The organism is Tistrella bauzanensis, from assembly GCF_014636235.1.
Lineage (GTDB): Bacteria > Pseudomonadota > Alphaproteobacteria > Tistrellales > Tistrellaceae > Tistrella > Tistrella bauzanensis.
In genome coordinates this window covers 37,503-58,884 of sequence record NZ_BMDZ01000036.1, presented here as the reverse complement: position 1 = coordinate 58,884, position 21,382 = coordinate 37,503, and the positions used below count along the sequence as shown (strand labels likewise).

General features: G+C 66.9%; 19 protein-coding genes, 2 tRNA genes and 1 pseudogene. 15 read left to right on the top strand and 7 right to left on the bottom strand.

What is annotated here, in order from left to right; genetic code table 11:
• Positions 1-81 precede the first annotated feature (81 nt).
• A pseudogene (locus tag IEW15_RS15200) lies at positions 82-363 on the top strand (ABC transporter ATP-binding protein); the annotation flags it as partial.
• 73 nt (positions 364-436) lie between these two features.
• A complete protein-coding gene (locus IEW15_RS15195; RefSeq protein ID WP_188579402.1) occupies positions 437-1,573 on the top strand; it encodes a serine hydrolase domain-containing protein in 1,137 nt (378 codons plus the stop codon).
• A 39-nt stretch (positions 1,574-1,612) separates the two neighbouring features.
• Here IEW15_RS15195 and IEW15_RS15190 read toward each other — a convergent pair whose 3' ends face one another.
• Positions 1,613-2,410, bottom strand: coding sequence for an SDR family oxidoreductase (locus IEW15_RS15190; protein ID WP_188579400.1), 798 nt, complete (start codon positions 2,408-2,410; stop codon positions 1,613-1,615).
• A 237-nt stretch (positions 2,411-2,647) separates the two neighbouring features.
• On the opposite strand from IEW15_RS15190, the gene IEW15_RS15185 reads away from it, so the two are divergent.
• On the top strand, positions 2,648-3,427 hold the full coding sequence (locus IEW15_RS15185; RefSeq protein ID WP_188579397.1) for an SDR family oxidoreductase: 780 nt from the start codon (positions 2,648-2,650) through the stop codon (positions 3,425-3,427).
• On the opposite strand, the gene IEW15_RS15180 is transcribed toward IEW15_RS15185, so the two are convergent.
• Positions 3,393-3,743 carry a hypothetical protein gene (locus IEW15_RS15180; protein ID WP_188579395.1) on the bottom strand — a complete coding sequence of 117 codons (351 nt, stop codon included), beginning with the start codon at positions 3,741-3,743 and terminating at the stop codon, positions 3,393-3,395. The genes IEW15_RS15185 and IEW15_RS15180 overlap by 35 nt on opposite strands.
• Positions 3,744-3,961: 218 nt before the next feature.
• Between IEW15_RS15180 and IEW15_RS15175 the strand changes: the two genes are divergently transcribed.
• From IEW15_RS15175 to IEW15_RS15140, 8 genes are all read left to right on the top strand, one after another.
• Positions 3,962-4,618 (top strand): rhomboid family intramembrane serine protease, encoded by a 657-nt coding sequence (locus tag IEW15_RS15175; protein WP_188579393.1) that lies wholly within the window; start codon positions 3,962-3,964, stop codon positions 4,616-4,618.
• A gap of 600 nt (positions 4,619-5,218) precedes the next feature.
• On the top strand, positions 5,219-6,532 hold the full coding sequence (locus IEW15_RS15170) for an ABC transporter substrate-binding protein (RefSeq protein ID WP_188579391.1): 1,314 nt from the start codon (positions 5,219-5,221) through the stop codon (positions 6,530-6,532).
• Between the two features lie 133 nt (positions 6,533-6,665).
• Positions 6,666-7,562: a branched-chain amino acid ABC transporter permease gene (locus tag IEW15_RS15165; protein ID WP_188579389.1), complete on the top strand. Its 897-nt coding sequence runs from the start codon at positions 6,666-6,668 to the stop codon at positions 7,560-7,562.
• 14 nt (positions 7,563-7,576) lie between these two features.
• On the top strand, positions 7,577-8,563 hold the full coding sequence (locus IEW15_RS15160) for a branched-chain amino acid ABC transporter permease (protein ID WP_188579387.1): 987 nt from the start codon (positions 7,577-7,579) through the stop codon (positions 8,561-8,563).
• A gap of 38 nt (positions 8,564-8,601) precedes the next feature.
• Entirely contained in the window at positions 8,602-9,363 is a 762-nt protein-coding gene (locus IEW15_RS15155; RefSeq protein ID WP_188579419.1) for an ABC transporter ATP-binding protein, read from the top strand.
• Positions 9,364-9,383: 20 nt separating this feature from the next.
• Complete coding sequence (locus IEW15_RS15150) at positions 9,384-10,037, top strand: ABC transporter ATP-binding protein (RefSeq protein ID WP_188579385.1); 654 nt, start codon at positions 9,384-9,386, stop codon at positions 10,035-10,037.
• Between the two features lie 70 nt (positions 10,038-10,107).
• Complete coding sequence (locus tag IEW15_RS15145) at positions 10,108-11,763, top strand: class I adenylate-forming enzyme family protein (protein ID WP_188579383.1); 1,656 nt, start codon at positions 10,108-10,110, stop codon at positions 11,761-11,763.
• A 42-nt stretch (positions 11,764-11,805) separates the two neighbouring features.
• Positions 11,806-12,327: a PaaI family thioesterase gene (locus tag IEW15_RS15140; protein WP_188579381.1), complete on the top strand. Its 522-nt coding sequence runs from the start codon at positions 11,806-11,808 to the stop codon at positions 12,325-12,327.
• Positions 12,328-12,345: 18 nt separating this feature from the next.
• Here IEW15_RS15140 and IEW15_RS15135 read toward each other — a convergent pair whose 3' ends face one another.
• The 5 genes from IEW15_RS15135 to IEW15_RS15115 form a co-directional block, all read right to left on the bottom strand.
• Positions 12,346-14,436 (bottom strand): TonB-dependent receptor family protein, encoded by a 2,091-nt coding sequence (locus IEW15_RS15135; RefSeq protein WP_188579379.1) that lies wholly within the window; start codon positions 14,434-14,436, stop codon positions 12,346-12,348.
• A gap of 54 nt (positions 14,437-14,490) precedes the next feature.
• Positions 14,491-14,901 carry a DUF2946 family protein gene (locus tag IEW15_RS15130; RefSeq protein ID WP_188579377.1) on the bottom strand — a complete coding sequence of 137 codons (411 nt, stop codon included), beginning with the start codon at positions 14,899-14,901 and terminating at the stop codon, positions 14,491-14,493.
• A gap of 178 nt (positions 14,902-15,079) precedes the next feature.
• Positions 15,080-16,585: a RimK family protein gene (locus IEW15_RS15125; protein ID WP_188579375.1), complete on the bottom strand. Its 1,506-nt coding sequence runs from the start codon at positions 16,583-16,585 to the stop codon at positions 15,080-15,082.
• Positions 16,586-16,590: 5 nt separating this feature from the next.
• Positions 16,591-17,862, bottom strand: a complete 1,272-nt coding sequence (locus IEW15_RS15120) for a GNAT family N-acetyltransferase/peptidase C39 family protein (RefSeq protein WP_188579373.1) — start codon at positions 17,860-17,862, stop codon at positions 16,591-16,593.
• A 121-nt stretch (positions 17,863-17,983) separates the two neighbouring features.
• Positions 17,984-18,562: a TMEM165/GDT1 family protein gene (locus IEW15_RS15115; RefSeq protein ID WP_188579371.1), complete on the bottom strand. Its 579-nt coding sequence runs from the start codon at positions 18,560-18,562 to the stop codon at positions 17,984-17,986.
• A 563-nt stretch (positions 18,563-19,125) separates the two neighbouring features.
• Between IEW15_RS15115 and IEW15_RS15110 the strand changes: the two genes are divergently transcribed.
• From IEW15_RS15110 to IEW15_RS15095, 4 genes are all read left to right on the top strand, one after another.
• Positions 19,126-19,212, top strand: a tRNA-Leu gene (locus IEW15_RS15110).
• Between the two features lie 173 nt (positions 19,213-19,385).
• A tRNA-Leu gene (locus IEW15_RS15105) sits at positions 19,386-19,472 on the top strand.
• A gap of 234 nt (positions 19,473-19,706) precedes the next feature.
• Complete coding sequence (locus IEW15_RS15100; RefSeq protein ID WP_188579370.1) at positions 19,707-19,949, top strand: Lrp/AsnC ligand binding domain-containing protein; 243 nt, start codon at positions 19,707-19,709, stop codon at positions 19,947-19,949.
• Between the two features lie 227 nt (positions 19,950-20,176).
• Positions 20,177-21,313: an ABC transporter substrate-binding protein gene (locus tag IEW15_RS15095; RefSeq protein ID WP_229708141.1), complete on the top strand. Its 1,137-nt coding sequence runs from the start codon at positions 20,177-20,179 to the stop codon at positions 21,311-21,313.
• The last annotated feature ends 69 nt before the right edge of the window (positions 21,314-21,382 follow it).

Below are 21,382 nucleotides of genomic sequence, written 5' to 3'. Positions count from 1 at the left end.
GACCCCGTCTGCGAGGCTGCATAGCCTCATCAACCAGCGACGTCCGCCGAGCCCTTTTCAACATCGGGCGGGACATCCCCTATGGCCGTGGTGGAACGGGTCAGCCATCGGGTGGCGGTGATGTATATGGGCGAGATCGTCGAGATCGGGCCGCGCGCGGCCGTGCTCCAGAGCCCGCGCCACGCCTATACCCGGCGCCTGCTCGATGCCGTGCCGGTGGCCGATCCGCTGGCGGCGCGCCGGCGCCGCACGCTCGACGTCTCGGAAATCCTGAGCGCGCTCAGGCCCGCCGGCTATCGCCCGCCGGCCCGACATTACGATGAGGTGTCGCCTGGTCATTTCGTGATGGCCGATGCGCTCTGAGCATGATCCGGCAGCACCCGGGATCATGCGGCTGCGCCACCCCCCCCCGCAGAACAAGGACAGTATGATGGCCATGACGCCCGAGGCTGCGACCCGGCTCACCCGGTTCTATGACGGCACCCTGCTGCCCGACGAGATGATCGAGGTGATGACCACAGATCAGGGCTGGTTTCCGTCGCGCACCATCCGCCGTGGTGGCGTGGTGCGTGATTTCGCCGGGTATCCGGGTGGCCTGCCGCCGATCAGGATCGACGATCAGGGGCGGGTCTTCGACCTCTATGACTATCTGACCACCAATGCCATTGCCGGGCTGGTGATCCTGAAGCGCGGCCAGATGGTGTTTCAGACCTGCCAGCGCGGCATCGGCGTCGAGACCCTGTGGCATTCCTGCTCGCTGGCCAAGTCGATCGCCGCCACGCTGGTCGGCGTGGCGCTGAAGGAGGGCGCGATCCGCTCGCTCGACGACCCTGTCAGCCGTTATGTGGCGGTGGAGGGCGGCTATCGGGCGGTGACGCTGCGTCAGTTGCTGCGGATGAATTCCGGCATCCGCTGGAACGAGGATTATGTCGATCCGGCATCGGACCGGCGGCAACTGCTGGCGGTGCAGTCGCGCTGGCAGCCGGGCGGCATTCTAGGCTTCATGAAGGATCTGCCGGCGGCGACACCGCCGGGCGGCGCCTGGACCTATAACACCGGCGAGTCTTATCTGGTCGGCGCGGTGATGGAGGCCGCGACAGGTGTCAGCCTGGCCGATTATCTGTCGGACCGGATCTGGTCGCGGGCCGGCATGGCCATGGATGCCCGATGGTGGTCGGAAGCACCCGATGGCCTGACGATATCGGGCAGCGGCATGAATGCCTGCCTGGGCGATTACGCCCGCTTCGGCCAGTTCGTGCTGGAAGGCGGGCGGATCGGCGACGAGCACCTCCTGCCCGATGGCTGGCTGGATGAGGCGGGCGCGCCGTATCGGATCGGCGACCGCATGGTGCCCTATGGCTATATGTGGTGGGTGCCGGAACTGCCCGATCCGATTCTGGCGGGCAGTTTCCAGGCCGAGGGCATCTATGGCCAGTACATCCACGTCAACCCGGCCGAGGAACTGGTGGTGGTGGTGGCCAGCGCGCGGTCGAAGCCCGGCTATCGCCGGCGGCTGGAGATCAACGACGATGCATTCTTCGCGGCGGTGGCGCGGGCGCTCAGGGAAGCCTGAACGTCCACGCGCCATCCTCTGCCCGAAGGCAAAGGCGGGTCAGCGGCCGGCGGCCATGGTCAGGGGCGGCACGCCGCCGGCGGACCAGCCGCCGTCGACCGGCAGAACCACGCCGCTGACATAGGCCGCGGCATCCGATGCCAGGAACATGGCCACGCGCGCCACATCTGCCGTGGTGCCCTGGCGGCGCAGGGGCACGCTGCCGGCCACCGCGGCATTGGCCTCAGGCGTCGGCGCCAGCCGGGCCATGCCCTCGGTGCCCTCGATCGGACCGGGAACCAGGCTGTTGACGCGGATGCCCTCAGGCCCCCATTCCATCGCCAGCACCCGGGTGATCATATCGACGCCGGCCTTGGCGGCGCAGACATGGACCTGCCACTCCATCGCCTGAGCGGCCTGGGGGGCCGAGATGTTGACGATGGCCGCGCCGGGCTTGCGCAGGTGTGGATGGGCTTCGCGCATCACGTGGAAGGTGCCGATCAGATCGATATCGATCACCGACTTGAAGCCATTGGGCGAGATGCCGTGGGCGGGCGCCGGAAAATTGCCGGCAGCGCCCGAGATCAGCACGTCGATCGGCCCCAATACGCGGGCGGCGCCCTCAAAGGCCGCCCTGACCGCGGCCACGTCGCGCACGTCGCAGACATAGCCCTCGACCGCGTTGCCGTGGGCGGCAAGTTCGGCAACCGCCGCCTGGACCTTCTCGGGCTTGCGGCTGGCGACCGCGACCTGGGCGCCGGCGGCGGCGAAGCCATGGGCGATGCCGAGATTGATGCCGGATGTGCCGCCCATCACGAAGACGTTGCGGCCGGTGAAATCGAAGCTGTAGGTGCTCATCTGCGAGCGTCTCCTGATAGGTCCCTGGCCAGGATGGCGCGGTTGCTCCGCACTCGGGCTTGGTGGGATCAGCATAGGTGGTGGCCGGGGCGGGCGCCATGGCCGCGGGGACACATGCATGCTTTCAATCGGCGTTGGCGTGGCATGTGGTGGCCGGAACGCGGCATACTCAACACGCGGTCGCGCGGGCGATGCGGCCGCGGCCGACCACAATGACCGCCAGGGAGACGCTCCATCATGACGACCGCACGACTCGACGGCACACGGCTTGCCGGTACACAGCTTGACGGGCAGGTCGCCTGGATCACCGGCGCCGGCAGCGGTATCGGCGAAGCCGCGGCACTGGCGCTGGCCGAGGCCGGCGCCACGGTCTATCTCAGCGGCCGGCGCGCCGATGCTCTGGATGCCGTGGCATCCCGCATCCGTGACGCAGGCGGGCAGGCGCTGGTCGCCCTGCTCGACGTGGCCGACAAAGCGGCGGTGCGCGAGGTGGCCGACGCGATCCTGCAGGCGCAGGGCCGGATCGACATTCTGGTCAACAGCGCCGGCCTCAACGTTCCCAACCGCAGTTGGGAAAGTGTCGACACCGATGGCTGGGATCAGGTGATCCGGGTCGATCTGGACGGCGCGTTCTATTGCACCCATGCGGTGCTGCCGGCGATGCGCAAGGCCGGCGGCGGGCTGGTGATCAATGTCTCGTCCTGGGCCGGGCGCTATGATGTGCGCCTGACCGGCCCCGCCTATAATGCGGCCAAGCATGCGATGCTGGCGATGAATGCCAGCCTCAATCTTGAAGAAGGCCAGCATGGCATCCGCGCCTGCGCGATCTGCCCGGGCGAGGTGAACACCGCGATCCTCGACCGGCGTCCGGTGCCGGTGACGACCGAAGACCGGGCGCGGATGCTGCAATCGGATGATCTCGGCGCAACGATCCGCTTCGTGGCGACCATGCCACCGCATGTCTGCCTGAACGAGATCCTGATCAGCCCGACCTGGAATCGGCTGAATATCGTCTGAGCGGGTCGTCGGGCGCGGGCTTGCCCCGCCGCAGCCGGTTGCGGCGTTCAGGATCGGTCCGCCGCAACCGGCTGCGCAGATGGCGGGGGAGATAGGGTTCCAGCCGGCCGATGCGGCCCGAGAACCCGGGCCAGCGTGCACGCAGCCGGCCAAGCCCCCGGCGGGCGCTGGCCGAGGTGGCCAGAACCAGCCCCAGCCCCAGCGCGATCATCGGCAGGCCCACCGGCAGCGGGGTGGGGGCAAGGGCCGCGCCGGCTGCAAGGCAGGCCCAACCCAGAATGCGCAATGCCGCATGTTTCAGCCGGATACCGGTCACGAACCAACGCCTTGTCTGCCGAGAGGCCGGAGCCGCGATGGGGCTGGCTGCCCCGATCCGGTATCATCACCCGACATCATAGGTCCACCAGATGACGCTGCGATGACGCTGCATGGTGCCGACACCACCAGCATTGACAGCGGCGGCGATACAGCCGACATGCTGCCGATCGGGCCGCGCCGCACGCGACCCCCATCCCCGACAGGAGCCATTGCACCGTGCCCGTGCCCGACCCCAGAGCGGCCGACCAGCTGCGCCGTCGCCAGCCGATGTTCAACCTGCCGCGCGCGACCCAGATGCTGGTCGGGATCAACGTCCTGGTCCATCTGGTGCGGGTGTTCCTGCTGCCGGAGCATCTGGACTGGGAATTGATCGCGACCGCCGCGGTGATCCCCGCCCGCTATAGCTATGGTCCAGGTTTCGACCTGCCGTCGCTGATCGCGCCGCTGACCTTCCAGTTCCTGCATGGCGGCTTTCTGCACCTGCTGCTGAACATGGCGCTGCTGGCGGCCTGGGGGGCGGGGGTGGAGCGCATGGTCGGTCCCTTGCGCATGGTGGGGTTCTATCTGGTCACCGGCATGCTGGGGGCGCTGGCCCATGTGCTGATCTACCCTGAAAGCATGGTGCCGATGCTGGGCGCATCGGCCGGCATCAGCGGGCTGTTCGCGGCGGTGCTGATCATGATGCGCCGCAGCCGCGCCGGCACCGGCAGCATCATGCCGCTGGCCCTGTTGTGGATCGCGACCGCGGTCATCACCGGCATCTGGGGCACGCCCGGCACCGGTGAGGCGGTGGCCTGGGTGGCCCATATCGGCGGGTTTCTGGGCGGCCTGGCGCTGTTCCCGTTCCTGCTGCCGCGCCCGCGCCGCGGCTGACCCGTGGGCGCCATGCTTTAATCCAGCTCGGCCTCACCCCGAGAAAGCCTCGTTTGCGACCGGGGCCGCATGGCGCGAGGATAGGGGCGTTCCAGGTGACAGGGACACGGCCCTCCATCCCCATGCCGGCGGCCCCTGCCGGCAGGCGGGCCTGTTCCGGCGTGCAGACGTCCCCTCCGGCGTCTGCACGCCTTTTTTTGAGCCAGTGGTCCGTCATATGGCCTGCCGATCTGCATATCTGCGCAGCTTGCAGATGCAGAACCGCACGGAAAGATGCCCGGATCAGCGGAATATCGGCATTCAGATGTATGCCTTCAGCGTGCGTGTGGGTATGGCAGGTCCATATGATGGATCATCAGGCCATGGCGATTGACCCATAGCCGTCACCGACTCTAAGATGCCTTCCGAAACATCCTTACAAAATGAGTTGCGGAGTCGAAATCCGAACGCCGTTTGATGGTCCTGTTCTGATTGAACAGAGAAAGATGGCCATCCGGATGCGTCGGCAATGGCAGCCGCAACCCGCCAAACGAACATACGATTGTTCGAATAATGGATGCACCGGTCGCCCGGCGAGCATCTGAATGGGAGGAGAACATCATGAGCATGCGGTCGCGTTTCCGCAGCCTTGCCTGCGGCCTTGGTGCCGGCGTCGCGGTTGCAGCGATGGCCATGGGCGCCAGCCCGGCATCGGCAGAAACCTTCAAGATCGGCATCGTCACCTTCCTGTCGGGTCAGGCCGCCGAGGCCTTCGGCGTGCCGGCGGCGAACGGTGCCAAGACCATGATTGCCGGGCTGAATGCCGGCAAGCTGCCGGCCCCTTACGATACCAAGGGCTTCGGCGGGATGGAAATCCAGCCGATCATCATCGACGAGGCCGGCGGCGCCACCAAGCAGGTGCAGGAACTGCGCAACCTGATCCAGCGCGAGCAGGTCGATGCGGTGGTCGGCTATATCAGCTCGGGCGACTGCCTTGCGGTCGGCCCGGTGGCCGAGGAACTGAAGGCGCTGCTGATCCTGTTCGACTGCGGCACGCCGCGGATCTTTGAAGACAATCAGTTCGAATACGTCTTCCGCACCGCCGCCCATGCCACCATGGATAACGTCGGTCTGGTCCGCTACATGAAGGACCATGACGTCAAGGTCGGCACCTACAGCGCCATCAACCAGGACTATGCCTGGGGCCATGACAGCCGCAATGATTTCGTGGCGGCGATGGGGCAGTTGTATCCGGAGGCCAAGTTCGAGGCCGATCTGCTGCCCAAATTCGGCGCCGGCCAGTATGGCACCGAAATCTCGGCGCTGCTGCGCCAGGGCTCGGATCTGGTCTATTCCAGCAACTGGGGCGGCGATCTTCAGGCGCTGGTCCTTCAGGCCGGCCCGCGCGGCCTGTTCAAGCGCAGCCAGGTTGTGTTCTCGGCAGCCGACCATGTTCTGCCGGCGCTGGGCGACAAGATGCCCGACGGTACGATCATCGGCGCCCGTGGCGCCTATGGCCTGATGAGCGAGGAAACCCCGCTCAACACCTGGTTCCAGACCACCTATACCGCGGAACATGGCGTCTATCCGGTGCAGGCCCCCTATCGCGTCTCGCAGGCCCTGCTGGGCCTGAAGACCGCGATCGAGAAGGCCATGTCGGAAAACGGCGGCAAGAAGCCCACGACCGACGAGATCCGCGCTGCGCTGAAGGGCTCGACCTGGAACAGCCCCGGCGGCCAGATCACCATGGCGAACGGCAATGGTCATCAGGCCATTCAGGACATCGCCTTCGGCCGCACCCGTTATGACGCGGACAAGAAGATGGTGGTGATTGAGGACATCGGTCGCTATCCGGCGAAATGCGTCAATCCGCCGGCCGACATGAAGGCGAATGACTGGATCAAGGCCGGTTTCCCCGGCGCCGCCTGCAACTGACCTGCCTGACGGCAATCATGGCCGGCCCGGCGGACACGTGTCCGCCGGGCCGGCCATGGCGTCGCGCGGCCCGTTTCGGTTCCCGTTTCCGGCAATGTCCATCGTTGTCGCAGTCTTCCCGGAGACGTTCCTGATGGAGCTTCTGCTCACCGTTCTCGTGGACGGGCTGATCTATGCCGCCTGGCTGTTCATCGTGGCCCTGGGGCTGACGCTGGTCTTCGGCGTGCTCAAGATCCTGAACATCGCCCATGGCAGTTTCTATGCGATCGGCGCCTATGCCGCGGCCTCGCTGGTGACCTGGTTCACCACCATCGGCCTTGCCCCCGAATGGTCGCTGGTGGCCATGCTGCTCGCGGCGGCCGGCGTTGCCGCCGTGCTGGGGCCGCTGCTGGAACGCGGCCTGCTGCGACTGTTCTATGGTCGCGACGAAGTGCTGCTGGTGCTGGTGACCTATGCCCTGTTCCTGATGCTGGAAGACGGTGTGAAGCTGATCTGGGGCGTCGATCCCTATTACGTGTCGGAGCCTTACAGCCTGTTCGGCAATGTCGAGATGGGGCCGCTGTTCTATGTCGGCTATGATTTCGCGCTGATGGGGCTGGCTGTGATCTGCGGGCTGGGCGTGTGGTTCGGCCTGAACCGCACCACGCTGGGCAAGATCGTTCTCGCGGTCATTCACAACCCCGAGATGTCGGCCTCGATGGGGGTGAACGTCAACAAGGTCTATGTGCTGGCCTTCATCTGCGGCGTGTTCCTGGCAGCACTTGGCGGTGCGTTCACGGCACCGCAGATTTCCGTGCAGCCGGGCATCAGCGTCGGCGTGATCATCCTGAGTTTCGCGGTGGTGATCATCGGCGGACTGGGCTCGATCGAGGGGGCCGCGGTCGGCGCGCTGATCGTGGGCCTGTCGCGCGCGGCGGCGGTGCATCTGGTGCCGGATGCCGAATTGTTCATTGTGTATCTCGTGATGGCCGCGGTGCTGGTCTTCCGTCCGGAAGGCCTGTTCGTCCGCGCCCAGGCGCGCAAGATCTGACGGGAGACCCCATGATGTCGACCCGATCCGCAGTGTTGCGCCCGGTGCTGGTGGCGGCCATCGTCGTTGTCGCGCTGGCTTTCGCCGGCATGGCGCTGCCCAAATGGTTCCTGTTCCTGGCCACGATGGCGATTGCCCATGCGACCGTGGCGCTGGGACTGATCTTCATGATGCGCGGCGGCCTGGTCTCGTTCGGCCAGGGCCTGCCGTTCTGCCTGGGGGCCTATGCGGCCGGCCTCGGCGGCCCCTGGCTGGGGCTGACCGATGCGGTCCTGCTGCTGCTGCTGGGTGGTCTTACCGCCGGCGCGGTGGCGGCGGTGTTCGGATCGCTGCTGGCCCGCTATCGCGGCATCTTCTTCGCCATGCTGACCCTGTCGCTGTCGATGGTGCTCTATGGTCTGCTGGTCAAGGCGACCGCCATCGGCGGCTCCGACGGCCTCAACCTGGCGCGCCCGTCGATCCTGGGTTATGTGCCGACCACCGAGACCGCCGATTACGCGCTCTATCTGCTGGCGGTGGCGACCGCGGGCGTGCTGTCGGCGATCGCGGCCCTGCACTTCAATTCCGTGCGCGGGCTGATGTCGCTGGCGGTGAAGGAAAACGAGCTGCGCGTGGAATATATGGGCGCCTCGGTCCGGTCGCTGATGGCGGTCAACTTCATCATCGCCGGCGTCTATGGCGGCATTGGCGGCGCGCTGGCCGCGATCGCGCTTGGCCATATCGAACCCACCTTCTCGTACTGGACCACCTCGGGCGAGATGGTGTTCCTGGCGATCCTGGCCGGGCAGCACAGCGTGGTCGCGGTGTTCCTGGCCTCGCTGATCCTGGAACTGGTGCGGTCGTTCGCGAACCTGTATTTCCCCGAAACCTGGCAGCTGGCGCTGGGCGCCTTCCTGCTGGTGGTGATCCTGTTCCTGCCGCGCGGCCTGGGCTCGCTCTGGCATCGCGGCCACAAGCCCGCCGCCCCCGCGACCGACGCAACCACGGAGACAGGTCGATGAACCGGCGAGAGGGGGCGATGAACCAGAGAGAGGCGCCGATGACCCGTGCCGCCACCGGACATCCAGTTCTGGAGACCCGCAATCTTCAGAAATCCTTCGGCGCCGTCACCGCGGCGCGCGACATCTCGGTCGCGATCGAAAGTGGCGCGCGGCTCAGCGTCATCGGATCGAACGGCGCCGGCAAGACCACCTTCGTCAACATGGTGACCGGCTATCTGAAGCCCGACGAGGGCACGATCCTGCTGGATGGCGAGGACGTGACCCGGCTGGACCCGCGCCGGCTGGCCCGGCGCGGCATCGCCCGCTCGTTCCAGATCCCGCAATTGTGCATGGAACTGACAGCCCTTGAGAACATGCTGGTGGCGCGGGCGGCGGCAGCCGAAGGCACCGTGCCGTTCTTCCGGCCCGCGCGGACAGCCGAGGCCCGCGACGCCGCGATGGCGGTCCTCGACCGCTTCGGGCTGGCCGATATCGCACCCCGGCCGGTGTCTGAACTGGCCGGCGGCGTGCGCAAGCTGCTGGATATCGCCCTTGCCATGATCGGCCGACCCCGGCTGCTGATGCTGGACGAGCCGACCAGCGGCGTGTCGGCGGAAGAGAAATTCCCGTTCATGGACCGGATCATGACCGCCCTGGACCAGGGCGGTGTGACGGTGCTGTTCGTGGAGCACGACATGGACATCGTCGGCGCCTATGCCGACCGGGTTCTGGCGTTCTATTCCGGCCAGATCATCGCCGATGGCGCCCCCGATCACGTGCTGGCGGATGATGCTGTCCGCCGTCATGTCACCGGTCACTGAAGCGGAGGCTGGATCACGTCATGCTCGAAATCGAACGCGTCCGCACCAGCATCGCCTCGGTCGAGGTGCTGCGGGATTTCACGCTCTCCGTCGGTCAGGGCCAGATGGTGGGTCTGGTCGGCCGCAACGGCGCCGGCAAGACCAGCTTGATGCGCACGGTGATGGGCCATCTGCCCACGACATCCGGCCGGATCAGTTTCGACGGCACCGATCTGGCCGGCCTGCCGAAACATGGCCGGGCGGCGCTGGGCATCGGCTTCATGCAGGAAGATCGCGGGCTGGTGCCCGAACTGACCGTGCAGGAAAATATTCTGCTGCCGGTCTGGGTGTCGAAAAGCCTGAAACCGCGCGCGCGGCTGGATCTCGTCTATGGCTATATGCCGGAATTGCTGGAGATGCGCGACCGGCGCGCCCTGTTGCTGTCGGGCGGCCAGCAGAAGCTGGTGGCGCTGGCCCGCGCGCTGGCCGTCGGCACCCGGCTGCTGCTGCTGGATGAACCCTTCGAGGGTGTCGCCCCGGCGCTGGCGCAGCGTCTGGCCGATGTGATCGGCAGGCTCAGGGCCGAGCATCTGTCGATCCTGGTGTCGCATTCCGACATGAACCATGCTCAGTCGTTGTATGATGATGCCTATGTCATCGAGCGTGGCGCGAATGCCGCCGCCGCCGCCCATTGACGGCGGGGCGCTCTTCCAGCTGTCCACCCTCTCCACGACCTTCGTCCTTCAAGAGATGTGAAGCCAGATCATGACCACCCGTGTTGTGCCCCCGGTGCCGACCATTCGCCGGGAACTTCATTTCGGCGACCGCATCCTGCCCTGCTATGCCGATCGACCCGCCGATCTGACGGCTCTGCTGCGCGACAGCTTCGCGCGTCTGCCGGACGCCGAGGCAGTGATCGATGGCGACCGCCGCATCACCTATGCGACGCTCGACGAGGCCGCCGACCGGCTGGCCGGCGGGCTTGCGGCGCGGGGTATCGTGCAGGGCGACCGGGTCGGGCTGCTTCTGAACAACCGCGCCGAATTCGTGATCGCCTGGGTGGCCTGTATCCGCCTGGGCGTCATCGCGGTGCCGCTGAACACCCGCGAGCAGAAGCCCGAACTCGCCTATGTTCTGGGCAATTGCGGCGCGCGCGCGGTGATCTTCGAAGCAGAGCTGGGCGCACGCCTGCCCGATCCCGATGACGTCGTCTGCCTGGACCTGAAGATCGTGGTCGGGGCCGCCGGTGGTGACCTCCCCGACGGCGCGACGGGTTGGGATGCGGTGGCGGACGGCCCGGCGCTCGGCGGCTGGGCGGCGGTGGATGAAGACGACACGGCGGTGATCCTGTACACCTCCGGCACCACCGGCAAGCCCAAGGGCGCCGAGCTGTCGCATCTGAACATCGTTCATTCCTGCCTGCATTATGTCGATCACATGCAGATGCGGATGGACGGGCGCGAGCGGTCGATCCTGGCGGTGCCGGCAACCCATGTCACCGGTCTGGTGGCGGTGATCGCGCTGATGGCCCATGTCGGCGGCGCCACGGTGATGATGCGCGCTTTCAAGGCTCGCGATTTCCTGAAGCTGGCCGAGGCCGAGCGTATGACCCACGGGGTGATGGTGCCGGCGATGTATAATCTGTGTCTGTTGCAGCCCGATTTTGCCAGCTATGACCTGTCATCGTGGCGGATCGGCGGCTATGGCGGCGCGCCGATGCCGATGGCCACGATCCGTCGTCTGGCCGAGATCCTGCCCGGGCTCGATCTGGTCAACGCCTATGGCGCGACCGAGACCACCTCGCCGAGCACGGTGATGCCGCTGGGCGAGGGTGCCGTTCATGCCGATACCGTCGGCCGGCCGGTGCGCTGCGCCGAGATCCGGATCATGGACGAGGCCGGCCGCGAGGTGGCGCCGGGCGAGGCGGGCGAGCTGTGGATCCGCGGACCGATGGTGGTGAAGGGCTATTGGGTGCGGCCCGATGCGACGCTTGAGAATTTTGTCTCGGGCTTCTGGCGCTCGGGCGATATCGGCTCGATGGACGAGCAGGGCTATGTGAAGGTCTTCGACCGCCGCAAGGACATGATCAACCGGGGCGGCTACAAGATCTTTTCGGCCGAGGTGGAAAGCGAGCTGTCCTTCCACCCCTGGGTCGCGGAAAGTGCCCTGGTGTCGCGCCCCTGTCCGGTGCTGGGGGAACGGACCCACTGCTTCGTGATGCTGAAGGATGACGGGCTCAACCTGTCGGAAGACGAGGTCGCGGCTGCCCTGAAGGATTTTCTGTCGACGCGGCTGTCGGATTACAAGGTGCCGGATTACTTCACCTTCGGCGCCGACCCGCTGCCGCGCAACGCCAATGGCAAGCTGATGAAGCGTGATCTGCGCGACCGCGCGCTTGCCGAGGCGGGCGACGCGGCCTGATCCGCACGCTGCCTAACTGCCCCTTATGGACGGACCGATCCATTGACCGATCTTGGCCAGAAACAGGCGGCGGCCCTGGCCGCCGCCGCGGCATCACTCGCCCGTGGTCTCGACGCACCGGGCGCGGGCATTCCGGCCGGCGCGCTGCCTGCCGATTTCCCGGCGGCACGGCTGCGCGACATCGATGCGGTACTGAGCCTGCCCATGCACCGCATGCTGGGCTTCGAACTGGTGAAGATCACCCGTGAGGGCGCCGAATCACGGGTGGTGCTGGATCACCGCCACGGCACGCCCGCCGGCACCGTCCATGGCGGGGTGCTCTATGCCCTGCTGGACCCGGCCGCCTATATGGCATTGCTGCCGCATCTGCCCGACGGCGCCACCGCATCGACCCATGACATCTTTGTCAGCGTGATGCGGCCGGCACCGATCGGCGCCGATATCCGCCTGCATGCCCGGGTTCTCCGTGCCGGCCGGCGCGTGGCCTTCCTGGATGCAGAGGCACGGCGCGGCTGCGACATCATCGCCGCCGCGCGCATCACCAAGACGATCTTCGGCGCCTGAGCGGCCGGACGCCTCCGGTCACCACCGGAATGCGATGCCGCCATAGATTGAGGCGCCGTCGCCCGGATAGAACAGCGCCGATGCGGCATTGGCGCTGGTGGTGACGCTGGTGGTCGCCACATAGGTTTCGTCGGTCAGGTTGCGGCCGTCCAGGAACAAGGTCACGCCCGGGGCCGGCTGCCAGCCGGCGCGCAGGCCCAGCAGGGCGTAATCCGGCGCATCCAGGCTTTCGGCGTTGTCGACAGCATAATCCACCGGCACCCATTCCACATGCGGCGCCAGCCACACACCGGCCAGCGGCTCCCAGCGCAGTTCGGCATAAAGCCGGTGCGGCGGCACGCCGGGCAAAGCGTTGTCGCCATAGGTTGCGTCGCCGTCGAAGCGGAAGTCCGACCAGGTATAGGATGTCTTCAGCATCAGCGCGTCGGTGAGCGTCAGATCGACGGCCGCTTCCAGGCCACGATGAATGGTGCGGTCGGCATTGATGGTGGTGGTGCCGCCGGTGATGGTGCCGAAGGTCTGCAACTCATCGCGCAGCCGGCTTTCGAACACCGCGACGTCATAGCCGAGCCGGCCCCAATGGCCACGACTGCCGACTTCCAGGGTCCAGGCGGTCTGTGCCTCGATATCGGCGAAGCCCGGCGCGGTGCTGGGGTTGATTTCAGACAGGGTCGGGGGCTCGGCGCTGCGGGCCAGATTGCCATAGAGCTGCACATCGGGCGTGGCCTGCCAGATCAGGCCCAGGCGCGGGTTGAGTTCGTCATAGCGGGCCTCGCCGCTGTCGTCGCCATCGCCGAGAAAGGCGTCGTCGAAGCCGCGCCGGGCATGCATGGCCTGAAGCCCCATGATCAGCGTCAGATCGGGCGCGATGGCGACGGCGTCTTCCGCCCAGACCTCGAAGGTGCGGCCGCGCTCGGTGCCCTCGGCGGTCAGCGCGCCACGGCTGCCGCCGATATTCACATAGCGTCGGGCGTCGGTTTCGCCGCCGGCCAGCCTGACACCGAAGGTCAGGCCGTGTTCCAGGCCGATCGCCCGACCGCCGGTGGTGAGCTTCGCCTGAACGCCACCATCCAGATAATCGTTGTCCAGCACCTGGAAGATCGGGTGATAGAGCGATTTGTCGAGCAGCCAGGCGCCGAATTCCAGCGTGGTCGCATCGCCCATCGCCACCGACCAGCGATTGGCCAGACGGATCGCGGTGATGTCGCGGCGCTGATCGCCGGTGATGTTGCCGGCGGCGGTTGATCGCGGATCGTTCAGCGCCTGATCCAGCGTCAGGGCGCTGGGCAGTTCCTGATAGAGATCGTCATAGCCCAGATAGAACCGGGTCTCGACGTTATCGGTCAGCCGCCAGCCCAGATTGCCGGTGAACAGGCGGTCGTCATGGGCCGAATGATCGCGGAAGCCGTCGGTGCGGCTGAGGGTCGCCGAAAGGTGGCCATCGCGATCGCCGTCGACGAAACCGAACCCTGCATGGGTGCGCACGAAGCCATAGCTGCCAAGCTCGGCGCGTGCGGTGACGCCGGGATCGGACCGGCCGGTGCGGCTTTCCATCCGCACCTCGCCGCCCAGCATCGACACGCCGTCGGAGAAACCGTTCGATCCTTTCAACACCTCGACATGGCGCAGCGACAGCGGGTCGATCTGCTGGAAATCGCCGGCGCCGTCGCTGGTATTGATCGGCAGGCCGTCGAGGCTGAGCTTCACGCCGCGCATGTGGAAATTGCGGCTGAGCCCCGATCCGCGGATCGACAGCTTGGTTTCCGCCTGCCCGAAGCGCGATTGGGCATAGACGCCGGGCACGGTTGCGATCATGTCGCCGATGTTGAAGGCGCGGCTGTTCTGGAACGCCTCGGCCGGGATCACCGCGAAGCTGCCGGGCAGGCTGTTGGCGAGCGTGGCATCGCGGGTGGCGGCATCGGGCGCCGTGGCGCTGGCGGTGCCACTGGCGGTGACGTCGAGATCGGGCAGGGTGGTGATGGTGATGTCGGCGGCAACCGCCGGCAGGCTGGTCAGGGCGAGCAGGCCGGCCGCCGAGATGAGCGTTGCGGACATGAGATCGGTCACGGCCGGCCGGATGCGGCCGCAGCGATAGGTGGTGCGGGTCATGGGGATTGGTCCTGATCCTGAAGCTTCGGTCGAGGGGACGACGGATCTGCTGGATCAGGCCTGTGGCGGTGCGCGCGGCCGGCGGCGCCGACGGCGCAGGCTCAACCGCAGAGCTTCGGGCGCGATGGCGGGGCCGCGACGGCCGCGGGCAAGCGGGCCGGTGGGCTGGGCTGGGGGCGATGCCGTGGCAATGGCGGTGCACAGCGCGCAGTGATGACCGGGGCCGGCGGCACTGTCATGCCCGGCGGTGCCATCGGGATCGGCGATATCGGCGGATGACGGGCTGGCGGATGACGGGCTGTGGCAGATGGCGGCGAGGTCGAAGCCTGCGGCATCGACGCCGGCCACGGCGGCCACCGCCCGGCCGACCTCGCTGGTGGTCATGCCGGCAATCATCGCCGGCTGGGTCAGCATCAGGGCGGCAAAGGCAAGCCAGCCGGCCGCGCGGCGCATCAGGCGTCGCATCGGCCGGTGGGATCTGCGTGATATCTGTCCCTGTCGCCGGCCGCCATGGCTGGTTCCACGGCTGTGCCTGATCTGCCCCGTCATAAGGGCCGAGTGTAGGGGCGCGCCTGCGCGCCCAAGGGTGTGACATCCGGTCGCAGGGGCTTGTTCCCGCGATGCGCGCGCGCAGGCCGCGCTGTCAGCGCGTCTCGATCCGCCGGACGAAATCCTTCAGGATGATCCGGTACAGATCGTCCTTCAGCACCGCATCCTCGACCCCGGCATCGATATTCGGGTTGTCGTTGACCTCGATCACGAACACGCCGTCGGCGTTCTGCTTCAGATCGACACCATACAGCCCGTCGCCGATCGGAGCGGCGGCGCGCACGGCGGCATCGATCACCTCTGCGGGCGCTGCATCCACCGCCATCGTGCGGAAACCGCCCTGATCGATGCGGCCATCGCCGCTGTGCTTCACGATCTGCCAGTGATCGCGTGACATGAAATACTGGCAGGCGAAGATCGGCTGGCGGTTCAGGATGCCCACCCGCCAGTCGAAGGCGGTGTAGACGAAGGCCTGTGCCAGCGCCAGATCGCTGCGCGCGAACACCCGGGCCGCCATCTCGATCAACTGATCGCGGTTCTCGGCCTTGAAGACGCCGTTCGAGAATGCGCCGTCGGGGATTTTCAGCACCATCGGATAGCCCAGAACCGCCTCGGCATCCAGCAGCCGCTGGCGATGCAGGATCATGGTCTTCGGCGCCGGCAGATTGTGAACCCGCAGCAGTTCGGCCAGATAGATCTTGTTGGTGCAGCGCACGATCGATTGCGGATCGTCGATCACCGGCATGCCGTCCTGCGCGGCGCGGGTGGCGAAGCGGAAGGTGTGGTGATCGATCCGGGTGGTCTCGCGGATGAACAGCGCATCGAATTCCGCCAGCCGCGCCAGATCGCGGCGGGTGATCAGGGTCACGTCCAGGCCCAGCGCCGGGCCCAGCTTGCAGAACCGGGCCAGCGCCTTGCTGTTCGATGGCGGCAGAGGATCGGCCGGGTCGTGCAGGATGGCCAGATCGTGACGGGTGCGGAGCGCAGGTTTCGGCGCCCGCCAGCGATCGGTGGTGAAGCGGTCGATCGCGCGGGCGAAGGCCGCGTGATCGTCGCTGTCCAGCCCGCGCACGCCGCGGCTGCGCACCGACCGCACCGACCAGCCCAGCCCGCCGCCCACCGGCTCGGCCGCGCCATGCACCAGATGCAGTGCCATCAGCGGCAGACGGAACAGGTCGAAGGCCCGCCGGCCAAGCGCCGCGGTCTCGGGCTCGGCGGTCTCGCCGAACATCACGGTGACGGTGCGGGTGATGGCGCCGCCGGCCGGCGGCGGCATCAGATGGCGCCGGGCGATGCCGGTCAGTTCCGGCAGGGCGTGGGCGTAGATCCGCTTGGATGAAATCTCGGTCAGGGCCGACGGCGTCGGGATCACCCGCTCACCCCGACCCTCGGCCAGCAGCGAGACGTAATAGCCCAGCGACAGATAGCGGTGATCGCGGGTCAGGTTGATCACCCGCATGCCCGCGCGACCTGATCTGGCGGCGTCGGCCGGTGGCGGGCTGTCGATGAAGGCGCGGGCGGTCAGCACCTGGCGACCGGCGGCCGCGGGGATCGCCGGGATGTCCTCAGGGCGGTCGACGACAACGATATGCGGAACCATAGGGGTCAGGTTTCCGTGGCTGGGGCCGAAATGAGCAGCGTGGCGCGCAGTGCGGCGCGGCCATAGCGGGACATGTGTTCGAAATCGCGCCGCGCGACGGGAATGCGCATACAGTCGATCGGCGCGCGGCGCTCCTCGCGGTCGACGAACGGGTCGTGGATATGAACGAAGCCGTCATCGATGGCGATCACCACCACCCAATGCGGCGCCTTCTGGCGATCGAACCGCCAGGAGCTGACCAGTTGCAGTGGCACCGCGCCCTGCGCGATCGCGGCCCGCATGTCGTCGAGCGTGGCCGGCCGGTCGGTGAGCGTGATGCGGGGTTCCACCGCGATCTCGCGCACGAATTCGGCCTGCACCATCTCGATCACCCGCTTCTTGGCCGGGCTGCGCACGCCGTCGACAAAAGGCGTACCCTGGCCCGAGATATGCAGCGTCACTCTGAAACCACGCCGCGCACCGGCCAGGGCCAGCCCGTGCGGCGAACAGCCGCCATGGCCGGACGTCATGAAGATGGTGGTGGCATCGCGCCAGATCCGCAGCTCTTCCTCAGGGCCGGTGGCGCGCTTGGGGTCCAGCGCGTGCATGGCCATGATCAGCGCCGCGGGGCCGCAGGTGAAGGGCAGGCTCTGTTCGACATAGGGGATGCGGTCGCGCGCGGGATCCAGCCGGCGGACCAGCGGCTTCTCCATCCGGATCGCATCGACCTCGTCTTCGTAATAGGCGACATAGCGGCCGAAGCGCCGATAGCCGGCCTGTTCATAGATGGCGGCGATCGCCGGCGCGTCGGCCCGCACCTCCAGCCGCACCGATACCGCCCGGGCCGCCAGTGCCCGGGTCTCGACCTCGTCGAGCAGGTGGCGGCCGATGCCGCGTCCACGCCAGTCCGGCGCCGTGGCGATGGAATAGAGCCGGGCGAGGGAGGTGCCGGCATTATAGAGCACCATCGCATAGCCGACGATCACCGGACGCCCGGCATCGCTGACCTCGGCCACGATGGTATCGGCATGGGCGCGCGACAGCAGATGGCGGAAGCTGCGCCGGCTGATCCGGTCGTGGATGAAGGACGCGGTCTCGATCGCCAGAAGCGCGCCGATATCGCCTAGGTTGGCGTCACGCAGCCGGATCGCCGGCGGTGCGACAGATGAGGGTGCCGGGGGTGAAAGTGCCGGGGCAGGTGAGAGGGGCGGGGCGGGCGAGAGGGGCGGGGCCGCGTGCCGGGCAGCGGCCATGCCGCGCCCGCCGGTCGCCGGTCTTGCGGCACTGCCGTCGGCCATCGCTGTCTCGTGCTCTCTGTGCGCGCTCTTTGTGCGCGGGTGCTGCTGCCTGCCACCCGGTCTGCGCATTAGTTGTTGGACGCGGGCTCCGGCCTTGCAAGGGGCAAGTTCAGGGCGGTGATCAATAGCCGAGGGCGGCACCGCCATCGAGCAGGGCGACGATGCCGAGCACGATCAGCAGCGCCGCCGCCGCCTTGCGCACCGGGCCCAGCGGAATGGCGCGGGCGATGCGCTCGCCCAGGAACACCACCGGCAGATTGGCGATCATCATGCCCAGCGTGGTGCCGACGATCACCATGATCAGGGGCGTGTAGTCGGCGGCCAGCGCCACGGTGGCGATCTGGGTCTTGTCGCCGATCTCGACCACGAAGAAGGTGAGGGTGGTGGCAAGGAAGGCGCCACGGGCGGTTGCCTTCGGCGCGTCGTCGTCGTCCAGCTTGTCGGGGACCAGCACCCACAGGCCCATGGCGATGAACGACAGCCCCAGGATCCAGCGCATCCAGTCGGGATCGACATGTGCCGAGATCGCGGCGCCGACCGCGCCGGCGACCGCATGATTGGCGAGGGTCGCCACCAGAACCCCGGCCGCGACCGGCCAGGGCGCGCGATAGCGCAGCGTCAGCGCCAGCGCCAGAAGCTGGGTCTTGTCGCCGATTTCTGCCAGGGCCACCACCAATGTGGAGATGCCGAGCGCTTCCATGATTGCTGAATGCCTCCGGGGCGGGGCGGCCGGACCGCAATCGACCCGTACCCGGACAGACACCCGGGCCGCGAGCACGATCGGACACTTGCGCATCGGCCGGTCCGGCCGCCCGTCGTCAATCTCGACGGTCGATGCACAGGTGTCCGAAGGTCTCGCCGGCGTCAGGATCTGGTCCCGTCGCTCGCACGCCATGCCCTGGACCCGGCCCGCGGGCCGGATACCGGCCTTGGCCGGCAGACAAGTCTGTTGACGTGCGATCCGTCTGGCTGCGTCACCCGGGCTGTCCGGACTGCTCCGGACGGCCGGGGCACGTGGCTCGCGGTCGACTACTCCCCCTCGGAAAGTGGGATGAGAATTACCCGGCAGGGCCGGTTCTGTCAATCGCTGGCCACGCCGTCGGGGAGGTGGATCGGCGTCGACGGTCCCCGTTTCATTACGGATCAATGACTTCCTGAACGGCGCGCCAGGGGGCTCAAGAAATGTTGCGAACCGATGAAAAAGACCTCTTGCAAAGCCTGCCAAGGATTGGCTATAAGACCGCCACGACGACGACGCCCGATGCGACCGTGGCGGAATTGGTAGACGCGCTAGCTTCAGGTGCTAGTGTCTGTACGGACGTGTAGGTTCAAGTCCTACCGGTCGCACCACTCTCTCAAGGGGGAGTGACCATCAGGCGAAGTCATCGTGAAGCAAAGCACCCGCCTGCATCTGGCGGGTTTTTTGTTGGCGGTCCGGCCTTGCGGTTCCAAGTCGCTTTTTTGACAAGGGCGCTTGCATCGGCCCCGGATTTGCGTATAACCACGGACCACACAGACCCGCTGCGACCATGGCGGAATTGGTAGACGCGCTAGCTTGAGGGGCTAGTGCCCGAAAGGGCGTGCAGGTTCAAGTCCTGCTGGTCGCACCAGCTTTTCCGCTGGGGTATAGGGTTCTGACGATGAAAGCCGGTGCCGGTTGACGGTGGCCGGCATTTTTTTTGCCCGGATGCAACAGGCGGGGAGCGTGTTCAGGCTGCGCACCTGGCCGTTGGGGCAGGGCCCTGGCGCTACCCAAAGCGGGCAAAACCGGGTACGGTCGGCGAAATGGCCGCGCGGGCCCGATGCTCCCGGCCGTCCTCTCTCAAAGCGCCGGTCGGAGCCCCATGCAGACCATTTTCGTGCTCATCAAATGTGAACTCGGCAAGGCCTATGACGTCGCCCATCAGGCGGTGGAGACGATCGAGGAAATCTCCGAAGTGCATTCGATCTCGGGTCAGTACGATCTGCTGATGAAGTGCTATCTGGCCCCTGGCCACGATATCGGCCATTTCGTGAACGAGAAGCTCCACGCCGTCGATGGCGTCAAGGACACCTTCACGATGATCACCTTCAAAGCCTTTACCTGACCCGGATACTGAGGCGCATGGACGCTCACACCGCCCGCAGCGGCGGTGGGCGATGCCGGCGGGGAGCGCCGGCTGCCATGCGTCTCGATCGACCGGTCAGCCCAAGAGCAATCAGTCAGCCAAGGGCAACCGGCCATCCAGGGGCCGGACGCGCCAAAGATGGGGAACGGGAGATGACGGGACACAAGCGGTCTGCGCGGATCATCGCCGCGGCAACGGGGATTGCCATGACGATGGCCGTGGGAGCGGCCGAAGCGGCGGATGCGGTGAAGATCGGCCTGCTGACCACGCTCAGCGGCGATGGTGCAGGGCTCGGCGTCGACACGCGCGACGGCTTCATGCTGGCGGTGACGGAAGCGGGCGGCATGCTGGGGGGCGTGCCGGTGGATGTGCGGGTGGTCGATGACGCCCGCAAGCCGGAAACCGCGGTTCAGGCCGCCGACCGGCTGGTGTCGGAAGACAAGGTCGCGCTGATGACCGGCATCGTGTTCTCAAATCTGGCGCTGGCGGTGGTGCCGCGGGTCACGCGCGATGATGTGATCTATGTCAGCTCCAATGCCGGCCCCTCGCAACTCGCCGGCGCCGGCTGCCATCCGAATTATTTCAACGCCGCCTATCAGAACGACAATCTGCATGAGGCCACCGGCGCCGCCGTGGAACAGGCCGGCGTCAAGCGGATGGTGCTGATCGCGCCGAATTATCCGGCGGGTAAGGACTCTTTGACCGGCTTCAAGCGCTATTTCAAAGGCGAGGTGGTCGACGAGATCTACACCAAACTGGGCCAGTTGGATTATGCGGCGGAAATCGCCAAGGTCCGCGCCGACAAGCCCGATGGCGTGTTCATCTTCCTGCCCGGCGGCATGGGCATCAACTTCGTGAAGCAGTATGACCAGGCCGGGCTGAAGGGCGACATCAAGCTGTTCGGTCCGGCTTTCTCGTTCGATCAGGACGTGCTGCCGGCGGTGGGCGATGCGGCGCTGGGCGTGATCAACGGCGCGCAGTGGTCGCTCGACCTGGACAACGCCGCCAACAAGGCCTTCGTCGCGGGCTTCGAGGCCGCCTATGACCGGCTGCCATCGGTCTATGCCATGCAGGGCTATGAGGCGGCGCACATCATGGGCGCCGGTCTGAAGGCCGCGGGTGGCGACGTGTCGAAGCTGGACGATCTGCGCGCCGGCATGCGCAAGGCCGATTTCGACAGCGTGCGCGGCGAATTCCGCTTCGGTACCAATCAGCACCCGGTGCAGGATCTCTATGCCCGCGAGGTGGTGAAGGACGACAAGGGCCGGTTGGTCAACCGCATCGTCTCGAAGGTGTTCGACGACCATGTCGACGCCTATGCGGCCGACTGCAAGATGAACTGACGACCCAGGGGCGCGGGCGACACGGACGGTCCTCGTCCGGTCACCGCGCCCTCGGGCGCAGATTGTAAC